The 21083-nt window shown below is 43.2% G+C and carries 20 protein-coding genes; 17 read left to right on the forward strand and 3 right to left on the reverse strand.

All coding sequences use genetic code 11. The features are described from left to right. The first annotated feature begins 2 nt into the window (after nt 1-2). From rlmH to lipA, 8 genes are all read left to right on the forward strand, one after another. Complete coding sequence (gene rlmH / locus GKR61_RS16135; RefSeq protein WP_006660942.1) at nt 3-473, forward strand: 23S rRNA (pseudouridine(1915)-N(3))-methyltransferase RlmH; 471 nt, start codon at nt 3-5, stop codon at nt 471-473. A gap of 32 nt (nt 474-505) precedes the next feature. Next, nucleotides 506-2395 carry a peptidoglycan DD-transpeptidase MrdA gene (gene mrdA / locus GKR61_RS16140; protein WP_036947689.1) on the forward strand — a complete coding sequence of 630 codons (1890 nt, stop codon included), beginning with the start codon at nt 506-508 and terminating at the stop codon, nt 2393-2395. Nucleotides 2396-2397: 2 nt separating this feature from the next. After that, nucleotides 2398-3510, forward strand: coding sequence for a peptidoglycan glycosyltransferase MrdB (mrdB, locus tag GKR61_RS16145; RefSeq protein WP_036947691.1), 1113 nt, complete (start codon nt 2398-2400; stop codon nt 3508-3510). Between the two features lie 13 nt (nt 3511-3523). Then, the gene (gene rlpA, locus GKR61_RS16150; RefSeq protein WP_036947694.1) at nt 3524-4501 is read left to right on the forward strand and encodes an endolytic peptidoglycan transglycosylase RlpA; all 978 of its coding nucleotides are present in this window, start codon (nt 3524-3526) and stop codon (nt 4499-4501) included. Between the two features lie 191 nt (nt 4502-4692). Further along, a complete protein-coding gene (dacA, locus tag GKR61_RS16155) occupies nt 4693-5922 on the forward strand; it encodes a D-alanyl-D-alanine carboxypeptidase DacA (RefSeq protein WP_036947697.1) in 1230 nt (409 codons plus the stop codon). A 153-nt stretch (nt 5923-6075) separates the two neighbouring features. After that, nucleotides 6076-6339, forward strand: coding sequence for a DUF493 family protein YbeD (ybeD, locus tag GKR61_RS16160; RefSeq protein ID WP_006662335.1), 264 nt, complete (start codon nt 6076-6078; stop codon nt 6337-6339). Nucleotides 6340-6714: 375 nt separating this feature from the next. Continuing rightward, nucleotides 6715-7278 carry a lipoyl(octanoyl) transferase LipB gene (gene lipB / locus GKR61_RS16165; RefSeq protein WP_230082517.1) on the forward strand — a complete coding sequence of 188 codons (564 nt, stop codon included), beginning with the start codon at nt 6715-6717 and terminating at the stop codon, nt 7276-7278. Between the two features lie 70 nt (nt 7279-7348). Further along, entirely contained in the window at nt 7349-8314 is a 966-nt protein-coding gene (gene lipA / locus GKR61_RS16170) for a lipoyl synthase (protein ID WP_036947707.1), read from the forward strand. Nucleotides 8315-8501: 187 nt separating this feature from the next. Here the strand turns inward: lipA and cspE are convergent, their stop codons facing one another. Together cspE and GKR61_RS16180 are read right to left on the reverse strand one after the other, a co-directional pair. Further along, nucleotides 8502-8711, reverse strand: coding sequence for a transcription antiterminator/RNA stability regulator CspE (gene cspE, locus GKR61_RS16175; protein ID WP_006662336.1), 210 nt, complete (start codon nt 8709-8711; stop codon nt 8502-8504). Nucleotides 8712-8927: 216 nt separating this feature from the next. Then, nucleotides 8928-9386: a methylated-DNA--[protein]-cysteine S-methyltransferase gene (locus GKR61_RS16180; protein ID WP_006660933.1), complete on the reverse strand. Its 459-nt coding sequence runs from the start codon at nt 9384-9386 to the stop codon at nt 8928-8930. A 297-nt stretch (nt 9387-9683) separates the two neighbouring features. On the opposite strand from GKR61_RS16180, the gene nrdH reads away from it, so the two are divergent. The 8 genes from nrdH to emrB all read left to right on the forward strand — a co-directional run bounded on the left by nrdH (nt 9684) and on the right by emrB (nt 18942). Next, nucleotides 9684-9911 (forward strand): glutaredoxin-like protein NrdH, encoded by a 228-nt coding sequence (nrdH, locus tag GKR61_RS16185; protein WP_154600173.1) that lies wholly within the window; start codon nt 9684-9686, stop codon nt 9909-9911. An 11-nt stretch (nt 9912-9922) separates the two neighbouring features. Further along, complete coding sequence (gene nrdI, locus GKR61_RS16190) at nt 9923-10351, forward strand: class Ib ribonucleoside-diphosphate reductase assembly flavoprotein NrdI (RefSeq protein ID WP_154600172.1); 429 nt, start codon at nt 9923-9925, stop codon at nt 10349-10351. Further along, complete coding sequence (nrdE, locus tag GKR61_RS16195; RefSeq protein ID WP_154639904.1) at nt 10344-12491, forward strand: class 1b ribonucleoside-diphosphate reductase subunit alpha; 2148 nt, start codon at nt 10344-10346, stop codon at nt 12489-12491. The genes nrdI and nrdE overlap by 8 nt, the downstream gene beginning before the upstream one ends. Before the next feature lie 13 nt (nt 12492-12504). Further along, complete coding sequence (gene nrdF, locus GKR61_RS16200; RefSeq protein ID WP_036947713.1) at nt 12505-13476, forward strand: class 1b ribonucleoside-diphosphate reductase subunit beta; 972 nt, start codon at nt 12505-12507, stop codon at nt 13474-13476. Between the two features lie 143 nt (nt 13477-13619). After that, complete coding sequence (locus tag GKR61_RS16205; RefSeq protein WP_036947717.1) at nt 13620-14819, forward strand: MFS transporter; 1200 nt, start codon at nt 13620-13622, stop codon at nt 14817-14819. A gap of 648 nt (nt 14820-15467) precedes the next feature. After that, complete coding sequence (mprA, locus tag GKR61_RS16210; protein WP_154639905.1) at nt 15468-15983, forward strand: transcriptional repressor MprA; 516 nt, start codon at nt 15468-15470, stop codon at nt 15981-15983. A 223-nt stretch (nt 15984-16206) separates the two neighbouring features. Next, complete coding sequence (gene emrA, locus GKR61_RS16215) at nt 16207-17385, forward strand: multidrug efflux MFS transporter periplasmic adaptor subunit EmrA (RefSeq protein ID WP_036947721.1); 1179 nt, start codon at nt 16207-16209, stop codon at nt 17383-17385. Nucleotides 17386-17403: 18 nt separating this feature from the next. Next, complete coding sequence (gene emrB / locus GKR61_RS16220; protein WP_036947723.1) at nt 17404-18942, forward strand: multidrug efflux MFS transporter permease subunit EmrB; 1539 nt, start codon at nt 17404-17406, stop codon at nt 18940-18942. Between the two features lie 80 nt (nt 18943-19022). Here the strand turns inward: emrB and GKR61_RS16225 are convergent, their stop codons facing one another. Continuing rightward, the gene (locus tag GKR61_RS16225; protein ID WP_036947726.1) at nt 19023-20147 is read right to left on the reverse strand and encodes a tRNA/rRNA methyltransferase; all 1125 of its coding nucleotides are present in this window, start codon (nt 20145-20147) and stop codon (nt 19023-19025) included. Between the two features lie 173 nt (nt 20148-20320). Between GKR61_RS16225 and GKR61_RS16230 the strand changes: the two genes are divergently transcribed. Beyond that, nucleotides 20321-21022: a tRNA-uridine aminocarboxypropyltransferase gene (locus GKR61_RS16230; RefSeq protein WP_036947745.1), complete on the forward strand. Its 702-nt coding sequence runs from the start codon at nt 20321-20323 to the stop codon at nt 21020-21022. The last annotated feature ends 61 nt before the right edge of the window (nt 21023-21083 follow it).

The following is a 21083-nucleotide window of genomic DNA, read 5'->3' on the forward strand; positions in this document are numbered from 1 at the left end:
GTTTGAAATTACAACTCATCGCTGTCGGAACTAAAATGCCGGACTGGGTACAGACCGGCTTTATGGATTACCTTCACCGTTTTCCCAAAGATATGCCTTTCGAATTAACCGAAATCCCCGCAGGAAAACGTGGAAAAAATGCAGACATCAAACGCATTCTCGAAAAAGAAGGTGAATTGATGCTTGCCGCTGTCGGCAAAGGCAACCGTATCGTCACGCTGGATATTCCAGGAGATCGTTGGGATACACCCAAATTAGCCGTGCAGTTAGACAAGTGGAAACAAGATGGTCGTAATGTCAGTCTGTTAATTGGTGGACCAGAAGGACTTGCTCCGGCGTGTAAAGATGCCGCAGAACAAAGTTGGTCTCTATCGCCACTAACACTACCCCATCCGCTAGTTCGAGTCCTTGTTGCCGAAAGTCTTTATCGGGCATGGAGTATTACGACTAATCACCCATATCATCGGGAATAGTTAGGAATTAATTTGTACACAATGGCAATGGGATGAAACAACAACGCACCCCTTTTCGCGACCATACCGCAGAATCAGTTTTGTTTATTCGCCGAGCATTAATTGCTTTCGGCGTCATTGTCATACTTACTTCAATCCTCGTGACCAATTTGTATCATCTACAAGTTGTTCGTCATGACGATTACCAAACACGCTCAAATGATAACCGCATTAAATTGGTGCCTATTGCGCCTAGCCGCGGCATTATTTATGACCGAAAAGGCACCCAGTTAGCTCTCAATAGCACGTTTTATCAGCTAGAAATTGTTCCTGAAAAAGTAGATAACTTACAGGAAACACTCGATAAGCTACGGGATGTTGTTGACCTTACTGACGAAGATATCACCAACTTTGAAAAAGAGCGTAAACGCTCTCGCCGCTTTACGTCTATCGCGCTGAAAACCCAGCTAAATGAAGTTCAAGTTGCCCGCTTTGCCGTTAATCAATATCGCTTTCCTGGCTTAGAAGTGAAAAGTTATCAGCGTCGCTCATACCCTTATGGCTCCGCATTAACCCATGTCATCGGCTACGTCGCAAAAATTAATGATAAAGACGTCGAACGCCTTGATAAAGAAGGTTTATTACCTAACTACGCCGCCAGCCATGATATCGGTAAATTAGGTATTGAACGTTACTATGAAGATGTCTTACATGGTAAAACGGGCTACGAAGAAGTTGAAGTGAATAGCCGTGGTCGAGTGATCCGCCAATTACACGAGCAGCCACCGCAAGCAGGTCGCGATGTCTATTTAACTATCGACCTTGAATTACAAACTTATATTGAGAAAATCCTCACGACAAGTCGTGCTGCTGTCGTCGTTACAGACCCGCGTAATGGTGAGATCCTCGCCTTGGTTTCCACACCAAGTTACGATTCAAACTTGTTTGTGAACGGAATTTCCAACAAAGATTACCAAGAGCTGTTAAATAACCCTAACAGGCCGTTGATCAACCGCGCTACTCAGGGCTTATATCCACCCGCATCGACGGTGAAACCTTTTATCTCTGTCGCAGCATTAAGCGAAAAAGTCATTACGCCAAACACCACAATCTACGATCCAGGCTGGTGGCAACTCCCTGGCTCAGAAAAACGCTATCGTGACTGGAAACGCTGGGGACACGGTAAGCTGAATGTGGTCAAGTCTATCATTGAATCTGCGGATACCTTCTTCTACCAAGTCGCTTATGACATGGGGATTGACCGTCTTTCCGAATGGATGACCCGATTTGGTTACGGTGAATATACAGGTATTGACCTTTCCGAAGAGCGCCAAGGGATCATGCCAACCCGCGAATGGAAACAAAAACGCTATAAAAAACCTTGGTACCAAGGGGACACCATCCCTGTCGGGATTGGTCAAGGTTATTGGACATCAACACCAATTCAAATGTCTAAGGCTTTGATGACGTTGATTAATGACGGAAAAGTCAAAACGCCTCATTTACTGTATGGAACCAAACTTGGCGATGCCATGGTACCTTATGAAGATAAAGAAACCCGACAAATTGGCGATATCCATTCTGGATATTGGGAACTGGCCAAAACCGGTATGTACGGCGTAGCCAATGCGCCAAATGGTACCGGTAAGCGTAGTTTCGTAGGAACACCTTATAAAGTGGCTGCAAAATCAGGAACGGCGCAGGTATTTAGTTATGAAACCTATAACGCCAGCAAATTAGCCGAGCATTTACGTGACCATAAACTAATGATTGCTTATGCACCTTATGATAACCCCACTATTTCCGTTGCTATTATTTTAGAAAACGGGGGAGCAGGCCCTGCAGTTGGTGATATTGTTCGCCAAATCTTTGACCATGTCCTGTTAGGTGATAACAAAACCCAAGTCGAAAGTACGGGTGCCAGTGCAGAGGAAGATCGTTAATCATGACTGACGATAAGAGAAAATTATCACTATCAACACGTCTGCACATTGATGTGCCTATGTTATTAATCATCATCGCCTTACTCGCTTATAGCGCCTTTATTATGTGGAGCGCTAGCGGGTTAGATCCCGAGATGATGGAACGAAAACTAGGACAAATTTTTTCTGGTTTTATCGTGATGATCGTGATGGCGCAAATTCCACCTCGCATGTATGAAAGCCTCGCGCCACACCTGTTTATTTTCTGCGTTATTCTCTTAGTCTTCGTTGATGTTTTTGGGCAAATCAGTAAAGGGGCTCAGCGCTGGCTAGATTTGGGCTTTGTACGGTTCCAGCCATCCGAAATTGCGAAAATCGCGGTACCGCTCATGGTCGCTCGTTTCATGAACCGTGACTCATGCCCGCCGTCATTTAAAAATACCTGTATTGCCCTCGTATTTATTTTTGTCCCAACATTGCTGGTCGCAGCTCAGCCAGACTTGGGGACCTCGATCCTCGTCGCCGCATCAGGGCTATTTGTCCTATTTTTAGCAGGAATGAGCTGGCGTTTAATTGCCGTTGCCGCCGTCGCGCTTGCCGCCTTTATTCCGATGCTCTGGTTCTTCTTAATGCATGACTACCAGAGAGCCCGAGTCATGATGCTACTTGACCCAGAAAGTGATCCTCTAGGTAAAGGCTATCACATCATCCAATCTAAAATTGCGATTGGTTCTGGCGGTTTAATGGGTAAAGGCTGGTTGGAAGGCACTCAGTCTCAACTAGAATTCTTACCTGAACGTCACACCGACTTTATTTTCGCTGTATTAGCTGAAGAACTTGGATTGATTGGTGTCTTGATCTTATTGGGTCTTTATATCCTATTGATTATTCGTGGGCTATACATTGCTGCAAATGCGCAAAACACCTTCGGGCGAGTGATGGTCGGCGGATTAATCCTAATCCTATTTGTGTATGTGTTTGTTAATATTGGTATGGTGAGTGGTATTCTACCTGTTGTGGGGGTTCCCCTCCCCTTAGTGAGTTATGGGGGCTCCGCCTTAATTGTTTTAATGGCTGGATTCGGTATTATCATGTCTATCCATACCCACAGAAAATTTTTATCTAAGAGTTTATAAAATGAGGCTTAGTATGCGTTTACAATGGATTATGCTCGCCATGGCAACCACATTACTCAGTGGGTGTATTAACGAAGACGTTAAGCAGCAGCCAACAGTTCCAACTAATGTCCCTACACAAGATGTGTTGGGTGCTGAGCCACATTATGAGCCTTATCATCCAACGGCAAATAATGATTACCAGCGTAATGGCAAGCAATACCAAATTGTCCGTGAACCCGCACAGTTCTCCCAAGTTGGCTATGCGTCAATTTATGGTCAAGAAGCTTCCGGTCAATTGACTGCCATTGGTGAACGCGCTAACCCAGTAGAGTTAACTGCAGCTCACCCTACATTACCTATTCCAAGTTATGCTCGTATTACCAACATGATGAACGGGCGCATGATGGTGGTTCGTATCAATGACCGTGGCCCTTATACTCCTGGCAAAAGTATTGCCGTATCCCGAGCAGTCGCTGATCGCTTAAATCTGATGACGACCACAAAAATTAAAATTGATGCAATCCAAGTTGCACCAGATGGAAGCTTATCAGGGCCAGGAACTGTTGGTTCAAACTTTGTTAAACAAAGTTATGCCCTGCCGGATCGTCCACAATTAGGTTCAGGTCCATTAGGTACACCGGTGATGCAAGAATCCCCAGCGCCAAGCAACGTATTACCAGTAAAACAGCCTGCGGAACCTATGCAACCAACGATGCCAGATATGAACATCAAGCAGCCAGAACCACAAGTTGCACCGAAAGCCACTGAAACAGAATCCGTTCCTGAACGTGGTTTCTTAGTTCAAGCTGGCGCTATCAGTAGCAAAGCAAACGCACAAAGTATGTTGGATAACTTAAAAAGTCAGTTTAACGTACCGGGTCGCCTACAGCCTTACAATGGCATCTACCGTGTTCAATTAGGACCTTTTGCAACGAGACAGCAAGCGGTAGAGATACAATCTCGTTTACAGTCTGAGCGCAATCAACAATCCATGGTTGTTGCCCCTTAATCACTCAATAACCGAATAATTTACGTTGCTGGGGGAAATTATTGATAGCTCCCCCTGCAACTTAAAGTACAACGGGTATAAACTAACGTAAATTTACCTGCACAGCGCAAGAGCTTCTTTTATCTGCCTTCGAACTTTTGCTAAACTGCGCTTTCTTGTGTTAACCGAATGTTGGATGTAATGATACAACCATGAAAAATGTCTCCTCATCACGCAATGTCTTTCTGCCACAAATCGTGCGTCAGACTGCGCTGGCTTCTGCACTGATCGTTTCTACTGTCACTTTTGCAAATGCGAATGAAGCTTTTCCAAATACTTCAGTTCCTGCTGCTCCAGCTATCGATGCTGAAGCGTATATCTTGATTGATTACAATTCAGGTAAAGTGCTTGCCGAAAGTAATGCAGATCAGCGCCGCGACCCTGCTAGCTTGACCAAAATGATGACGAGCTATGTCATCGGTCAAGCCATTAAATCAGGCAAAATTGGCGCGAATGACATGGTCACCGTGGGTGAAGATGCATGGGCGACAGGTAACCCAATTTTCAAAGGCTCTTCATTAATGTTCTTAAAACCCGGAGATCGCGTGAGTGTTTCTCAGCTAACCCGTGGTATTAACTTACAATCAGGTAATGATGCCTGTGTTGCTATGGCAGACTATGTCGCAGGTGATCAAGCTAACTTTGTTAACTTGATGAACACCTACGTGAATAAACTGGGTCTGCAAAATACGCACTTCCAAACAGTACATGGTCTCGATGCTGCGGGTCAGTACAGCTCTGCTCGTGATATGGCATTGATTGGTCAAGCGCTGATCCGTGATGTACCGGAAGAATACGAAATTTATAAAGAAAAAGAATTCACGTTTAACAATATCCGCCAAACTAACCGTAATGGTCTGTTATGGGATAAAAGCCTTGCAGTTGATGGGATCAAAACTGGTCACACTGATGCAGCAGGTTATAACTTAGTTGCCTCCGCAAAAGATGGCGATATGCGTCTTATTTCCGTCGTTATGGGTGGAAAAAGCAGTAAGGGGCGTGATGCAGAAAGCAAAAAATTGCTGACATACGGCTTCCGTTTCTATGAAACAGTGAAACCTCTGCAAGCTGGCGTTGAGTTTGCCACTGCCCCAGTTTGGTTTGGCGATGACAGCGAAATTAAGTTAGGCGTGGTTGAAGACCTGTACCTCACAATCCCTCGTGGTCGTTTAAAAGACTTAAAAGCAAGCTACGAATTAACCACCACTGAAATCGAAGCGCCGCTGAAAAAAGGCCAACAAGTGGGTACGATTAGCTTCCAATTAGACGGTAAAACCATCGAACAGCGTCCTTTAGCGGTATTAAAAGATGTTGAAGAAGGCGGATTCTTCAGCCGTTTAATCGACTACATCAAATTATTATTCCATCGTTGGTTTGGTTAATACTTGAAATTGAAATCAGTTAGCCCCATATAGTTTGTATCTGAAAGCCTGTAGTGAAATACAAACCCTGATGGGATAGTGAGTTGGCTGGCGAAATCTATTTTCTTCCAGCCAATTTTTATGCAGGCGCTAATCAATATTTTAGGAGTGCCCATGAAAACGAAATTAGGTGAACTGCTTGAGTTCCCATGTCCATTAACCTACAAAGTGATGGGCCTAGCGCAGCCAGAATTAGTTGACCAAGTCATTGAAGTGGTTCAACGCCATGCTCCAGGTGATTATGCACCAGATGTTAAACCGAGCAGCAAAGGCAACTACCATTCTGTATCTATTACTATTAACGCCACTCACATTGAGCAAGTTGAAACGCTCTACACTGAGTTAGGTGCATTAGAATTAGTCAAAGTTGTGCTGTAATTAGCAACAAGAAAACCGAGCCTCCGGCTCGGTAAGTTGATGACAAAGAGGGATAAAAACGTGGTTTTTCCCTCTTTGTGTTATCAGGCGAAAATCAATAAATTGATTTTCCTTGTTCGTTTTACAACCCAAAAGAGCCATTTCCAAACCTGATGGTTTTGTCAATGGTCTGGCCGAGCCTCCGGCTCGTTTTTTTTATTATCCGCAATATCAGCTGAAAAATAACAAGTTAATAACAAGACAAACTGGTGGTAACGCGTTCACAGCGTTATACTGCCATTCATCTTTACAGCCTGTGGACACCGAATTTTGTCGAAGAATAGCATCATCATCCGCGACTTAGGTCTGGCTCCCTACGAGAGCACATCTGAGGCAATGCACCAATTTACTGAATCCCGTACTCCTGATACCTGCGATGAAATTTGGCTGGTGCAACACCCTTCTGTGTTTACCCAAGGGCAAGCTGGCAAAGCCGAACACCTTCTCGCGCCGGGAAATATCCCCGTGATCCAAAGTGATCGTGGCGGACAAGTGACTTACCATGGTCCCGGCCAGCAAGTCATGTATGTGATGATAGATCTAAAACGCAGTCACATTGGTGTCCGTGAGCTTGTTAGCGCCCTAGAAACTTGCGTGGTCAATACCCTCGCCCATTTTAATATCAGTGCGTATCCGCGCCCTGATGCGCCCGGCGTTTATGTCAACGGAGACAAAATTTGCTCCCTTGGCTTACGTATTCGAAAAGGCTGTTCATTCCATGGATTGGCTCTGAATGTGGATATGGATCTCGAGCCTTTTAATCGCATTAACCCTTGTGGTTATAGTGAATTGAAAATGACACAAGTGAGAGCGCTGTCGCCAAACATTACATTAAACGATGTTCAGCCAGTGCTTATTAGTCAGTTCTGTGACACACTTGGATTTCATATTGTTCAATAATAATGCTATAATTTTTTAACATTTTTCAAAAAAATTTTAATGGCAAACAGATAACTGGAACCGGCACATTATGAGTAAACCAATTCAGATCGAGCGTGGAATTAAATACCGTGACGCCGATAAAATGGCACTGATCCCTGTTAAAAACGTGGTGACGGAACGTGAAGAAATTCTACGTAAACCTGACTGGATGAAAATCAGATTGCCAGCTGATTCTACGCGAATTCAAGGCATTAAAGCCGCAATGCGTAAAAATGGCCTGCACTCAGTCTGCGAAGAAGCTTCCTGCCCTAACCTCTCTGAATGTTTTAACCACGGAACTGCCACCTTTATGATCTTAGGTGCTATCTGTACTCGCCGTTGTCCATTCTGTGATGTTGCCCATGGTCGACCAAATGCTCCTGATGCGAATGAACCAGAAAAATTAGCGCAAACTATCAAAGATATGGCTCTGCGTTATGTGGTTATTACTTCCGTTGACCGTGATGATTTGCGTGATGGTGGTGCCCAGCACTTTGCTGATTGTATCAGTGCCATCCGTGAAAAAAGCCCGACCATTAAAATTGAAACTCTCGTGCCTGACTTCCGTGGACGTATGGATCGCGCATTAGAAATTCTCACCGCTACGCCACCGGATGTGTTTAACCACAACCTTGAAAACGTACCGCGTATTTACCGCCAAGTTCGCCCTGGTGCTAACTACGAATGGTCACTGAAATTACTGGAAAAATTCAAAGAAGCTCACCCTGAAATTCCAACAAAATCAGGCTTAATGGTAGGCTTAGGGGAAACCAACGAAGAGATCATTGAAGTGATGCGTGATCTGCGTCGTCATGGCGTTACCATGTTAACGTTGGGGCAATACTTGCAGCCAAGCCGCCACCACTTACCCGTTAAACGCTATGTGAGCCCTGCTGAGTTCGATGAAATGAAAGAGGCAGCGATGGATATGGGCTTCACTCACGCAGCCTGTGGACCGTTTGTGCGCTCTTCCTATCATGCCGACCTACAAGCAAAAGGCGAAGAAGTTAAATAATATTAATCTTTTCGTCTAAATAGTAATTAAAAGAAACCCCAATTGTGAATTACTACACATTGGGTTTTTTTATTAGTGACTTAATTTATCACCAATAAGAATGATCATTAGGTCAATTTTAGCGATAAAAAAACTCGCGCTAGCAAAGCTAGTGCGAGTTCAGTGCTGTTCGTTTCTAAGTATTTAATTACAAAGAGACAACGTTAGCAGCTGATGGACCTTTCGCGCCTTCAGTGATTTCAAATTCAACTTTTTGGCCTTCTGCTAAGGTTTTGAAACCGTCGCCAGAAATCGCAGAGAAGTGAACAAAAACATCTTTGCTACCATCTTCTGGAGTGATAAAACCAAAACCTTTGGACTCATTGAACCACTTAACGTTACCTTTAACTTTAGACATCAAATATTACCTTTAAAATAAAATAGACACACCATCTGTATCAAGCTCAGTACATCAAATATATAACTGACTTGTCTACAACCTAGATCACGAAAATTGATTTAAATGATAAAAAAATATTATTTATCCACCTATTTCGTCCAGAATACGGGGATAATTCTTAATAATAGTAATTAATACAAAGGTAAGTATTACTCATGGTTAATTTTTTAGCGTTTACTTCTCATGAATAAGTAACCAATCTTTAATATCCAATCCTCCTGTATAACCCACCAGCTTTCCGTCATGCCCTAAGACACGATGGCAAGGCACAATCAAAGATATCGGGTTACGAGAATTGGCCATACCGACGGCTCGACAGTAGTTAACCGAGCCCAGTTTTAAGGCGAGATCTTTATAACTCCAGCGCTCACCATAAGGAATTTCGCACAAATGCTTCCAGACTTTTTTCTGAAATTCAGTACCTTGCGGATTCAATGCAACCGAAAACACTTTCCGCTTATGATTAAAATACTCTTTTAGTTCTTTCGCACACTGCTTTGAGAATTCGTTTTTCGACTCTTTCTCCGTTTTTTCATCAACAAAATAGATACTCGTCACACCTTCATCATCAGCCGTAATATGGATCCACGGTTTCGGAAAGTTTTCTGGGGCTACTAAATATTGATGGTACATAACATCTCCTCAAAAGGATTCATTTACCTGATTGTATATACAGTTATAAGGTAAATTATTTCTACTTTGCAATGATATTTTTTCTCAGTGTAGCTAACTGAATCATCTCCCCCTGAATTTTTTTATTTCCAATGTTAATAACAGCATAGACAATAATTCGAATGATTATCATTCAAATAAAGAAATCACTATATATTGTATGGTTGAAACATTTTACATCTATATATAGGATCAACTCATCTTCAACACACCACCATTACGTAACTACCACGTTCTGAAAATGTTAAGGTGAAAAAAATGACTGAGATTACCATTTATAGTAAACCCAACTGCGTCCAGTGTAATGCAACCTACCAAGCGTTCGAGCGCAAGCAATTACCGTACACCATTATCGACCTTTCTGAAGATAACCAAGCCATTGATTTCATAAGAAAACTAGGCTATCAGCAGCTTCCTGTCGTCATTGTAGGAGAGCAGCATTGGTCAGGCTTCCGCCCCGATAAAATCAATGCACTGATTGAGTAAGAGAGGTTGAAATGACCACTCAACCGCTAATTTATTTCTCGAGTCACTCAGGTAATTGCCATCGATTCGTCGAAAAATTACAGCTGCCAGCCACTCGTATTCCCATTGGCCATCTACCTGAAAATGTACTTTTCGCCTCACAACCCTATGTGCTGTTGCTGCCGACCTATGGCGGTGGAACCGCTCATGGCGCTGTGCCTAAAGAAGTGGTGCACTTTCTCAATATCGAGGCAAACCGTGCGTTAATTCGCGGTGTCATCGCTGCGGGTAATACCAACTTTGGTGAGGCTTATGCCATTGCCGGCAACATTGTCGCTCAAAAATGCGCAATTCCCTTCCTCTACCGATTTGAATTATTAGGCACAGAGCGCGATGTGCAATCTGTAAAACATGGATTAAAAACATTCTGGGCTCACACAAAGGAGCAGATCAATGGATAACCCACAGCACAGTCACCTAAATAACAATCGCAATGCGGACTACCACGCGCTCAATGCGATGCTTAACCTTTATGATAGTGAAGGTCGCTTACAGCTGGATAAAGACAAACAAGCTGCTCATCTCTATTTCCGCCAGCATGTGAATCAAAACACGGTCTTTTTTCACGATTTAAAAGAAAAACTCGATTTCTTAGTTAATGAAAATTACTACGAAGAAGAGGTGCTCGCTCAATACGATTTCCCATTTATTAAACAGCTTTTTAAACAAGCCTACGCCCACAAATTTCGCTTCCAAACCTTTTTGGGCACCTTTAAGTATTACACCAGTTACACCCTAAAAACCTTCGATGGTGAGCGTTATCTTGAGCGTTATGAAGACCGGGTTTGTATGGTTGCACTGGCTTTGGCGCAGGGCTCAAAATCCCTTGCGACTCTCTTAGTGGACGAAATCATTAGCGGACGTTTTCAACCTGCCACTCCCACATTCCTGAACGGTGGTAAAAAACAACGAGGCGAGCTTATTTCCTGTTTTTTACTGCGCATAGAAGACAATATGGAGTCCATCGGGCGCTCCGTGAACTCAGCCCTGCAACTGTCCAAACGCGGAGGTGGTGTCGCTTTCTTGATGAGTAATTTGCGCGAACAAGGCGCACCGATTAAACAGATAGAAAACCAATCGTCAGGCGTGGTTCCTGTGATGAAAATGCTGGAGGATGCCTTTTCCTATGCCAATCAGCTAGGAGCAAGGCAAGGTGCAGGCGCTGTGTATCTTCATGCTCATCACCCTGACATCCTGCGATTTTTAGATACCAAACGAGAAAATGCGGATGAAAAAATTCGGATTAAAACGCTTTCACTTGGGGTTGTGATCCCCGATATCACCTTCCAACTCGCTAAAAATAATGAAGACATGTACCTGTTTTCTCCCTATGACATCCAAAAAGTCTATGGGGTACCGATGTCTGAAATCAGCGTGACAGAAAAGTATCATGAAATGGTAAATAACAAAGCCATCAAGAAATTCAAAATTAATGCGCGAGAGTTTTTCCAGACTATCGCCGAAATTCAATTTGAATCTGGCTATCCCTACATTTTGTTTGAGGATACGGCTAACCGCGCCAATCCGATTGCAGGTCGAATCAATATGAGTAACTTGTGCTCTGAGATTTTACAGGTAAACCAACCTAGCCTTTATGAAGAAGATTTAAGCTACCAACATATTGGTAAAGATATTAGCTGTAATTTAGGCTCCATGAACATCGCCAAAACCATGGATTCTCCTGATTTTGCACGCTCGATTGATACTGCCGTTCGCGCCTTAACTGCCGTTTCTGACATGAGCAATATTCGCTCAGTTCCATCCATAGCCAAAGGCAACCAAGAATCCCACGCTATTGGTTTAGGGCAAATGAATTTGCATGGTTTCTTAGCTCGTGAGCATATTCATTATGGTTCTGAAGAAGGGTTAGATTTTACCAATATCTACTTTTACACCGTGGCATACCATGCCTTAAAAACTTCGAACCAATTAGCAATCGAACGCCAACAAACGTTTGATGGCTTTGAAATATCCACCTACGCCAGTGGCGAGTATTTTGATAAATATATCAACAAAACATGGTCACCAAAGACCCAAACCGTGCAGGAATTATTCCGACGTTCGGGCATCGAAATACCAACACAAACGGACTGGCAGATATTAAAACAGTCCGTAATGGCACATGGAATTTATAATCAAAACTTGCAAGCTATTCCGCCTACGGGATCTATCTCTTATATCAATAATGCCACCTCCAGCATTCACCCCGTGGTCGCGCCTATCGAAATTCGTAAAGAAGGTAAGATTGGGCGTGTTTACTACCCAGCCCCTTTTATGACCAATGAGAATCTCAAATACTACCAAGATGCTTATCAGATTGGTCCTGAGAAAATTATTGATACCTATGCCGAAGCCACCCAACACGTCGACCAAGGTTTATCACTAACCCTATTTTTCGATGGCAATGCCACCACCCGTGATATCAATAAAGCCCAAATATACGCATGGCGAAAAGGGATCAAAACCTTGTATTACATTCGATTACGTCAGACAGCACTTGAAGGCACCGAAGTCGAAGGCTGCGTCTCCTGCTCACTGTAAAAGGAAAAAGATAATGACCACCAGCACGCTCAATCGCCCTGTTCAAGCAATAAACTGGAACCGTATTCAAGATGATAAGGATCTTGAAGTATGGAACCGATTAACCAGTAATTTTTGGTTGCCCGAAAAAATTCCCTTGTCCAACGACACGGTTTCTTGGAATACACTGACATCTGCCGAACAGCAACTCACTATCCGCGTTTTTACGGGATTAACCTTGCTAGATACCATCCAAAATACCGTTGGCGCACCGTGTTTGATGGGAGATGCTCAAACGCCTCACGAAGAAGCGGTTCTCTCCAATATCAGCTTTATGGAAGCGGTGCATGCACGCTCTTACAGCTCGATTTTTTCAACACTGTGTTCCACAGTCGATGTTGATGAAGCCTATCGTTGGAGTGAAGAAAACAGTGCATTGCAAAATAAAGCCAAAATTATTTTGTCTTACTACTGTGATGAACATCCACTGAAGAAAAAAGTCGCCAGCGTCTTTTTAGAATCATTTTTGTTTTACTCAGGTTTTTACTTACCAATGTACTGGTCAAGCCGAGGAAAACTCACCAATACCGCCGATTTAATTCGTCTGATCATCCGCGATGAAGCTATTCATGGTTACTATATTGGCTATAAATTTCAGAAAGCCCTTGTCCATTATTCTGAACAAGAACGCAATGAAATTAAGGATTTCACTTTTTCGCTCTTGTTTGATTTATATGAAAATGAAATCAAGTACACCCAAGAGCTGTATGATAGCGTTGGCTGGAGTGAAGATGTGAAAAGCTTCCTTCACTATAATGCGAATAAAGCCTTGATGAATTTGGGCTATGAAGCACTTTTCCCTGACTCAATAACCCAAGTTAGCCCAGAGATTTTATCGGCGCTCTCGCCTGATGCCAACGAAAATCATGACTTTTTCTCAGGTTCAGGTTCATCCTATGTGATTGGTAAAGCAGTCAGTACTGAAGATGATGATTGGCTTTTTTGAATAACATCAACAAAAATATCTCGCATCAATCTTTTGAAAAAAATAATAAAATCACTTAAATCATTAATACTATAAACGGTCATAGTGGGATAGGCTTGATGCCTACCCACAGATCATAAAATAACATTCATATCCGAAGCATAATGAGCATGAAAACACCACAAGCGGAACTGACTACGGGCTTAACGCTCTTAATGGCCATCGCCACTGGGCTGGTCGTTGCCAGTAATTATTACGCACAGCCCCTGCTAGACACTATCGCACTCCAATTCAACCTAACAACCAACATGGCGGGCTTTATTGTGACCGCCGCACAATTAGGTTACGCCGTTGGATTACTCTTCCTTGTTCCTCTTGGTGATCTTTTTGAACGTAAAAAATTGATCATCGTGATGACCACATTGTCAGCCAGTGGTTTATTAATCACCGCGCTTTCTGATAATATTTGGCAAATTCTTCTCGGTACCGCTCTCACAGGGCTATTCTCCGTTGTCGCCCAAGTTCTTGTTCCTATGGCAGCTTCTATTGCAAAGCCTCATCAACGGGGCAAAGCAGTGGGTACTATTATGAGCGGGCTACTTCTTGGGATCTTACTCGCTCGAACTATCTCCGGTGGCGTGGCAATGATAGGCGGTTGGCGAGCTATTTACTGGGTTGCCTTTGGATTAATGATGTTCCTGATCCTAATTTTGGCGCTTAAATTACCGCGTTATCACCAAAAAACGGATCTTAACTATTTTCAACTCATTGGCTCTATCGGACGTCTGTTTTTTACTACGCCAGTCTTAGCAACTCGCGCACTGCTTGGCGCCCTCACTTTCGCGAACTTTGCGCTATTATGGACTGCGATGGCATTCTTATTAGCCAGCCCGCCTTTTAATTATTCTGAGGGTACTATCGGGTTATTTGGTTTGGTTGGTGCAGCAGGTGCATTAATGGCAACCCAAGCAGGGCGCTTAGTGGATAAAGGTAAAGGCAAATTAGTCACTACCCTTGGGTTAATTCTATTATTGCTCTCATGGATCCCAATTGGTCTGGCAAAATATTCACTAATCGCTTTTATTATTGGCATCTTAGTGCTTGATCTTGCCATCCAAGGTGTTCATGTGACTAACCAAAGCACACTTTATCGTATTATGCCTGAAGCACGAAATCGCTTAACTGCCGGCTATATGACCAGTTATTTTATTGGCGGAGCACTAGGTTCATTACTTTCAGGTTATGCCTATGAACATGCAGGTTGGATGGGCGTAGCAATTTCAGGCGTTGTTATCACAGGTATCAGTTTAATCATTTGGGCAATTGGTGCTCGATTCGATCCAATTATTACCTCTGAACAGTAATCCCTTCATTCATTTATATCTATAGCAGTCATTTATTTGGCTGCTATAGATTTAATATCTGATCTATTATTCATATGCCCATTATTTAGCCTATTATTATATCTCTGTGATAATAATCATCATGTTAAATAGCTAACAATGATAAATAATTGGTTCAAGGTATAATTTACCTAGAAAAAGTTAATAAGTGACACAGTTAAGCAAAAAGTATATCTTTATCAGATGGTATACTTCTTACCCACAAAATATTAATTCGGTATTACTCAATACCCTAGGTGCCTTTTTAGGGTATTTACCTCAAAAAATAGAAAGATCCTTCTATCTTGTAATTATTGAGTAATAAAAAAAATGGTATTGAGTTAATGCGATGTGATTATATATTGTTTTATATGATTTTATTTGTCGTATAAAACGCAATTATATTTTCATCTATTTACCTACATGATAGTAAGAAAGCAGTGATTGTTAATTGAACTATACTAAATGCGTTAAAACACATTCATAAAATTTATGAATGATGTATCATTGTCAAAATAAAATGGATGAAATTAATTAAGTATAATTGCTAATTCTATCTTTTAATATACCATTCACATGGTTGATTACAGTTGAAATCTTACCAACTGAAACTAATAAGGTATCCAAATAATGGAAAATTCATTTACACCGACAGAAGAATTACTTAACGCTCGCGTCGCGCAACAAACTTCACAAGAAAATACTATCCCTTACCAAGAAATTTTATTGACGCGCTTGTGCATGCACGTTCATGGAAAACTGTTGGAATCACGTAATAACATGCTAAGAGCTCAAGGTGTCAATGAAACGCTATTTATGGCGCTCATGATCCTTGATACTAAAGATTCTCATAGCATTCAGCCATCTGAACTCAGTGCAGCATTGGGTTCTTCACGGACTAACGCAACACGTATTGCCGATGAATTAGAAAAAAATGGTTGGATTGAGCGTAAAGAAAGCCATAACGACCGTCGCTGCCTGCATTTGCACTTAACGGAAAAAGGCTCTGAGTTTCTCAGTGGATTATTACCGCCGCAGCATAAGGCATTGATCGATATTTGGTCTTCATTGGATACTGATGAAAAACAACTGCTCGACAAGCTGATGCGCAAATTATTAGCAAAACTCGATAGCATAAAAGAGTGATAATATTGACCACAGATATTTCATGGTTAATGTTTTTGAGGCATTCTGTGGCTTAAACTGAAAAAAAAACTTTTCACTCACATATATTTCATTATCCTTTCAGTTATATATTGCGATATCCCATCGAGCAACGAAATCATTTGTCGTCTTAGTTTCCAGTAGTTAACACTAACTGCTGGAAACAGTCGTTATTTTTATCCATTGAATATGGGGAACCACCAGTATGAGCGCACGCGAGGATCTGCCTGAAACGCAAACGCCGCCATTAAACAAAAAAAGACAGCGCAGAAATGCACTAATGTTCCTAACCGTTATTTTTATCGCGATAGGCATCGGTTGGACTGCGTACTGGTATCTCGTCTTACGCCATTACGAATCAACAGACAACGCTTACGTTGCTGGAAATCAAGTTCAAATCCAAGCGCAAATATCCGGTAGCGTCATGACAGTCAATGTCGATAACACCGATTTTGTGAAAAGTGGAACGGTACTGGTGGAGTTAGATCCTAGAGATGCCGAACTCGCTCTTGAAAAAGCCAAAACTGAACTTGCTAACAGCGTTCGACAATCCCAACAGCACATTATCAATAGCCGCCAATTTCAAGCAAATATTGATGTTAAACGCTCTGAATTATCCCGTTTACAAAATGATTTAAAACGCCGCGAAGTCTTGGGTAGCAGCAATTTAATCGGTAAAGAAGAGCTTCAACATGCGAGAGAAGCTGTCATCAGTGCGAAAGGTGCGCTTGATGTGGCGATTGAACAGTACAACGCCAACCAAGCCATCGTGCTCAATACCGCTTTAGAAAAGCAGCCGCTTGTTGAACAAGCTGCAACGCAAGTGCGAAATGCATGGCTTGCCCTGCAACGCACCAAAATTGTCAGCCCAGTGGACGGTTATGTTTCCCGCCGTAGTGTGCAAGTCGGTTCACAAATCACGCCAAATACCCCATTAATGGCAATTGTGCCATCTAGCGGAATGTGGATTGATGCCAACTTTAAAGAGACACAATTAGCGAGTATGCGCATTGGCCAACCTGCCAAAGTAACTACCGATTTCTATGGCAAAAATGTGGTATTCAACGGCACCGTGGTCGGGCTTGATATGGGGACGGGAAGCGCTTTCTCATTATTACCCGCTCAAAACGCGAGCGGCAACTGGATCAAAGTGGTTCAACGCCTTCCAGTACGTATCGCCCTCGATGAATCCCAACTTGATGAATACCCTCTACGTATTGGGCTCTCAACCGAAGTCGAAGTGGATACTGCCAATAAAGACGGCAAAGTGTTATCCAAAGGTCTGCGCGATACGCCCGCTTATCACACAACGGCTTTAGCGGTTGATATGTCTCCTGCTGACAAAATTGTTGCTGAGATTATTCAAAATAACTCTGGCAAATAAGTAAACGGAGACATTAACGTGACAAATGCACCGTTAACAGGCTCAAAACTGGCTTGGATGACCATTGCGTTATCTTTGGCGACTTTCATGCAAGTTTTGGATTCGACCATTGCTAACGTCGCTATCCCCACAATTGCGGGTAACTTGGGTGCATCTAACTCACAAGGCACATGGGTGATCACATCGTTTGGGGTAGCGAATGCTATCTCTATTCCGATCACTGGCTGGTTAGCTCGTCGTATTGGTGAAGTTCGCCTCTTTTTATGGTCTACCGGGCTTTTCGCCCTTACCTCATGGTTGTGTGGGATCTCCAACAGCTTAGAAATGCTGATTTTATTCCGCGTCCTACAAGGTTTGGTTGCAGGTCCACTCATTCCTTTGTCTCAGAGTCTCTTACTCAATAACTATCCACCAGCCAAACGTAGTATGGCTCTTGCACTGTGGTCAATGACCATTGTGGTTGCGCCGATTTGTGGGCCTATTCTTGGTGGCTATATTAGTGACAACTACCACTGGGGCTGGATTTTCTTTATCAACGTTCCTTTTAGTATCGCGATTATTTTTGCCATTATGCGAACGCTTAAAGGACGTGAAACTCAAATCGCGATCAAGCCAATTGATACCGTCGGGCTTGTCTTACTGGTTGTCGGGATTGGTGCATTGCAGATTATGCTCGACCAAGGGAAAGAGCTCGATTGGTTTAACTCTACGGAGATCATCGTTCTGACCGTTATCGCCGTTGTCGCGATAGCCTTCTTAATTGTTTGGGAACTGACTGATGAGCATCCCGTCATCGACCTTTCCCTCTTTAAAGAGCGTAATTTTACTATCGGTTGTTTGGCGCTCAGTTTGGCGTATATGCTCTATTTCGGTACCATTGTCCTATTGCCTCAGTTGCTGCAAGAAGTGTACGGCTATACCGCAACTTGGGCGGGGTTAGCCTCCGCACCCGTCGGTCTCTTGCCGCTGCTGATCACGCCGATTATTGGTCGCTTTGGTAACCGTATTGATATGCGTTATTTAGTGACATTCAGTTTTATTATGTATGCCGTCTGCTATTACTGGCGAGCTTACACCTTTGAGCCTGGTATGGGATTTGCCGCAGCAGCATGGCCTCAGTTCGTTCAAGGTTTAGCGATAGCCTGCTTCTTTATGCCACTCACGACCATTACATTATCAGGTTTACCACCAGAAAGAATGGCATCAGCGTCCAGCTTATCTAACTTCACGCGAACCTTAGCGGGTGCAATTGGTACCTCCATCACCACCACGTTGTGGACACAGCGTGAAGCAATGCACCATGAAAATTTGACAGAGTTTGTTAACCCGTATAATCCAAATGCTCAACATATGTACAGTGAGTTGGCGCAAATAGGAATGAATGAGCAGCAAAGTGCTGCATATATTGCGCGTTCAATTACTGAGCAAGGGCTAATTATTTCTGCTAATGAAATTTTCTGGATGTCCGCTGGCGTGTTTATTCTGTTAATGGTGATTGTATGGTTTGCCAAACCACCATTCGGTGCTGGTTCAAAAGATGGTGGCGGAGCTCACTAGCCGGTATGTAATCCAAATGAAAAAAAACCATACACATTTTTGTGTATGGTTTTTTTAGGATAGCTCAAGTCAGTAAGTCATTACTTAACTTTATTTTGTGACCACCACTGAGAAAGCATAATCCCTGTTGCTACAGAGACGTTCAGGCTTTCAACTTTACCTGTTCCGCCAATGTACAGGCTCATATCACCCTGATCCCATGTGCTGTCACTTAAACCATCACTCTCTTGACCTAACACCAACACCATTTTCTTCGGTAATTGAACCTTAGCAATGTCCTGACTACCTTTATGGCTTGATGTCGTGACGATGGTATAGCCCGCTTCACGGAATTTATTCAGTGTTGGGGTGAAACCATCCGCATCAATGGCTTTAATATGCTCCGCGCCGCCTTCAGCGGTACGAATTGCCGCACCTGATTCCAGCATTCCTGCATCTTGTAAAATCACACCTTTCACACCAAAGTGAGCGCAGCTACGCATGATCCCACCAAGGTTATGCGGGTTACCAACATCTTCCAGCGCTAAAACACAATCGGTATCGACCGCATTTTCTAAGTAGGTTTCTGCTGCCATACCACCGCGTTTTTTGATGATAAAGCACACACCGCCGTGGTGCTCAGTACCAGACGCTTTTGTTAACTCTTCTTCATCAACAACATGGTACGCTTTGCGGTTTGCTGCCATCCATTTTAATGCATCACGAAAACGTGGGGTGACTGACTGCAAGAACCACGCACGGACAATGCCATCTGGACGGTTTTTAAACATCGCTTGGCAAGCATTTTCGCCGTAAATACGTGTCTCTTCTTGGCGCTGTTTACGTAACTGCTCAGGATCAATTTGGCTTTTTCCTGAAATACCACCGTGGTCGTTTTCTAATTCATCACTGCCTGGTTTTGAAACTGTACGCCATGGAGATTGCTCTCCACGTGGTGCGCTATCGCGATTACTTGAGCGTCTGTCATTGTCAGAACGGCGTTCTGAGCGACCACCTTCTGGACGACCAGAGCGACCAGAACGGTCGTTGCGATCATTGCGGTCGTTACGCCCACCTGAACGCTTATCACCGCGTCTATCATCGCGCTTATCATCACGACCGCCACGGCGTTTATCATTACCTTTATTGTTGTCCTGCTCTTCGCTACGGACATACATCACTTTTACTTTGCCGTTTTTACCACTAAAATCATTCGTGTCGTTCATCGCTATCCCCTACTAAGCTATGGCGCGAAGATTACATGAAGTTGCAAAGCTACGCTACCGATCCGCGCTATTATCTCACCGAAAAGTTATTGAATATACTTCTATCGTAGACAAATCGTTTTGCGTACAATATGCCCCTTATTTTTGTCACAACGAAAAGTGCCCCATCAACCATGAGTCAGAACGCTGTCTATCACCTGCGTCAACAACGCTTAGCCCTTTCTACAAAACCTTTTAAAGCAAGAGGTTGCCGGGTGAAACGCTGTCAATATTGCTTACTCCCCGTGCCACAGTGTCTCTGTGAAGAAACGGTTTCTGCACAAGCAAAAAGCCAATTTTGTCTGATTATGTTTGATGGTGAAGTCTTTAAACCCAGCAACACCGGAAAACTCATTGCCGATGTGCTTCCTGATACTCAGGCATATCAATGGTCAAGAACAGATCCTAACAACCAGCTGTTAGCCGCTCTGCAAGATAAGAGTAGACAGCCTTATCTGATTTTCCCAGAAAGCTACGCGCAAACGGATCGCATTGTCGTCAATGAACCGACGCTTTCTGACAAACCTGCATTGTTTATTCTGTTAGATGGTACTTGGCCAGAAGCGCGTAAGATGTTCCGCAAAAGCCCTTATTTGGATCAAATTCCAATGTTGTCTATCAATACGAAAGCGAGAACCGACTACCTGCTGCGTACACCATCGCGGGAAGAGCAACACTGCACTGCTGAAGTCGCTGCTACCGTGCTAGAACAAGCTGGCGATATTGATGCATCCCAAGCGTTATTCACGCATTTCAATCTGTTTCGCCGTAAATACTTAGAGGGGAAACCGCATCATCCAACCGCTCAAATGCTTTTGTCTCAGCCCCAAGAATAACTCCTTATAGGCATTTTTTACGTTATTTATATGCCTCGCTTTCCAGCAATTTCTATTTTGA

This window comes from Providencia sp. wls1916, assembly GCF_009706585.1.
Classification (GTDB): Bacteria; Pseudomonadota; Gammaproteobacteria; order Enterobacterales; family Enterobacteriaceae; genus Providencia; species Providencia lanzhouensis.

What these genes read in the sequence shown, in the direction of transcription:
- mrdA (WP_036947689.1), top strand. Translation starts at nt 506, where the DNA reads ATGAAACAACAACGCACCCCTTTTCGCGACCATACCGCAGAATCAGTT.
- mrdB (WP_036947691.1), top strand. Translation starts at nt 2,398, where the DNA reads ATGACTGACGATAAGAGAAAATTATCACTATCAACACGTCTGCACATT.
- rlpA (WP_036947694.1), top strand. Translation starts at nt 3,524, where the DNA reads ATGCGTTTACAATGGATTATGCTCGCCATGGCAACCACATTACTCAGT.
- dacA (WP_036947697.1), top strand. Translation starts at nt 4,693, where the DNA reads ATGAAAAATGTCTCCTCATCACGCAATGTCTTTCTGCCACAAATCGTG.
- ybeD (WP_006662335.1), top strand. Translation starts at nt 6,076, where the DNA reads ATGAAAACGAAATTAGGTGAACTGCTTGAGTTCCCATGTCCATTAACC.
- lipB (WP_230082517.1), top strand. Translation starts at nt 6,715, where the DNA reads ATGCACCAATTTACTGAATCCCGTACTCCTGATACCTGCGATGAAATT.
- lipA (WP_036947707.1), top strand. Translation starts at nt 7,349, where the DNA reads ATGAGTAAACCAATTCAGATCGAGCGTGGAATTAAATACCGTGACGCC.
- cspE (WP_006662336.1), bottom strand. Translation starts at nt 8,711, where the DNA reads ATGTCTAAAGTTAAAGGTAACGTTAAGTGGTTCAATGAGTCCAAAGGT.
- GKR61_RS16180 (WP_006660933.1), bottom strand. Translation starts at nt 9,386, where the DNA reads ATGTACCATCAATATTTAGTAGCCCCAGAAAACTTTCCGAAACCGTGG.
- nrdH (WP_154600173.1), top strand. Translation starts at nt 9,684, where the DNA reads ATGACTGAGATTACCATTTATAGTAAACCCAACTGCGTCCAGTGTAAT.
- nrdI (WP_154600172.1), top strand. Translation starts at nt 9,923, where the DNA reads ATGACCACTCAACCGCTAATTTATTTCTCGAGTCACTCAGGTAATTGC.
- nrdE (WP_154639904.1), top strand. Translation starts at nt 10,344, where the DNA reads ATGGATAACCCACAGCACAGTCACCTAAATAACAATCGCAATGCGGAC.
- nrdF (WP_036947713.1), top strand. Translation starts at nt 12,505, where the DNA reads ATGACCACCAGCACGCTCAATCGCCCTGTTCAAGCAATAAACTGGAAC.
- GKR61_RS16205 (WP_036947717.1), top strand. Translation starts at nt 13,620, where the DNA reads ATGAGCATGAAAACACCACAAGCGGAACTGACTACGGGCTTAACGCTC.
- mprA (WP_154639905.1), top strand. Translation starts at nt 15,468, where the DNA reads ATGGAAAATTCATTTACACCGACAGAAGAATTACTTAACGCTCGCGTC.
- emrA (WP_036947721.1), top strand. Translation starts at nt 16,207, where the DNA reads ATGAGCGCACGCGAGGATCTGCCTGAAACGCAAACGCCGCCATTAAAC.
- GKR61_RS16225 (WP_036947726.1), bottom strand. Translation starts at nt 20,147, where the DNA reads ATGAACGACACGAATGATTTTAGTGGTAAAAACGGCAAAGTAAAAGTG.
- GKR61_RS16230 (WP_036947745.1), top strand. Translation starts at nt 20,321, where the DNA reads ATGAGTCAGAACGCTGTCTATCACCTGCGTCAACAACGCTTAGCCCTT.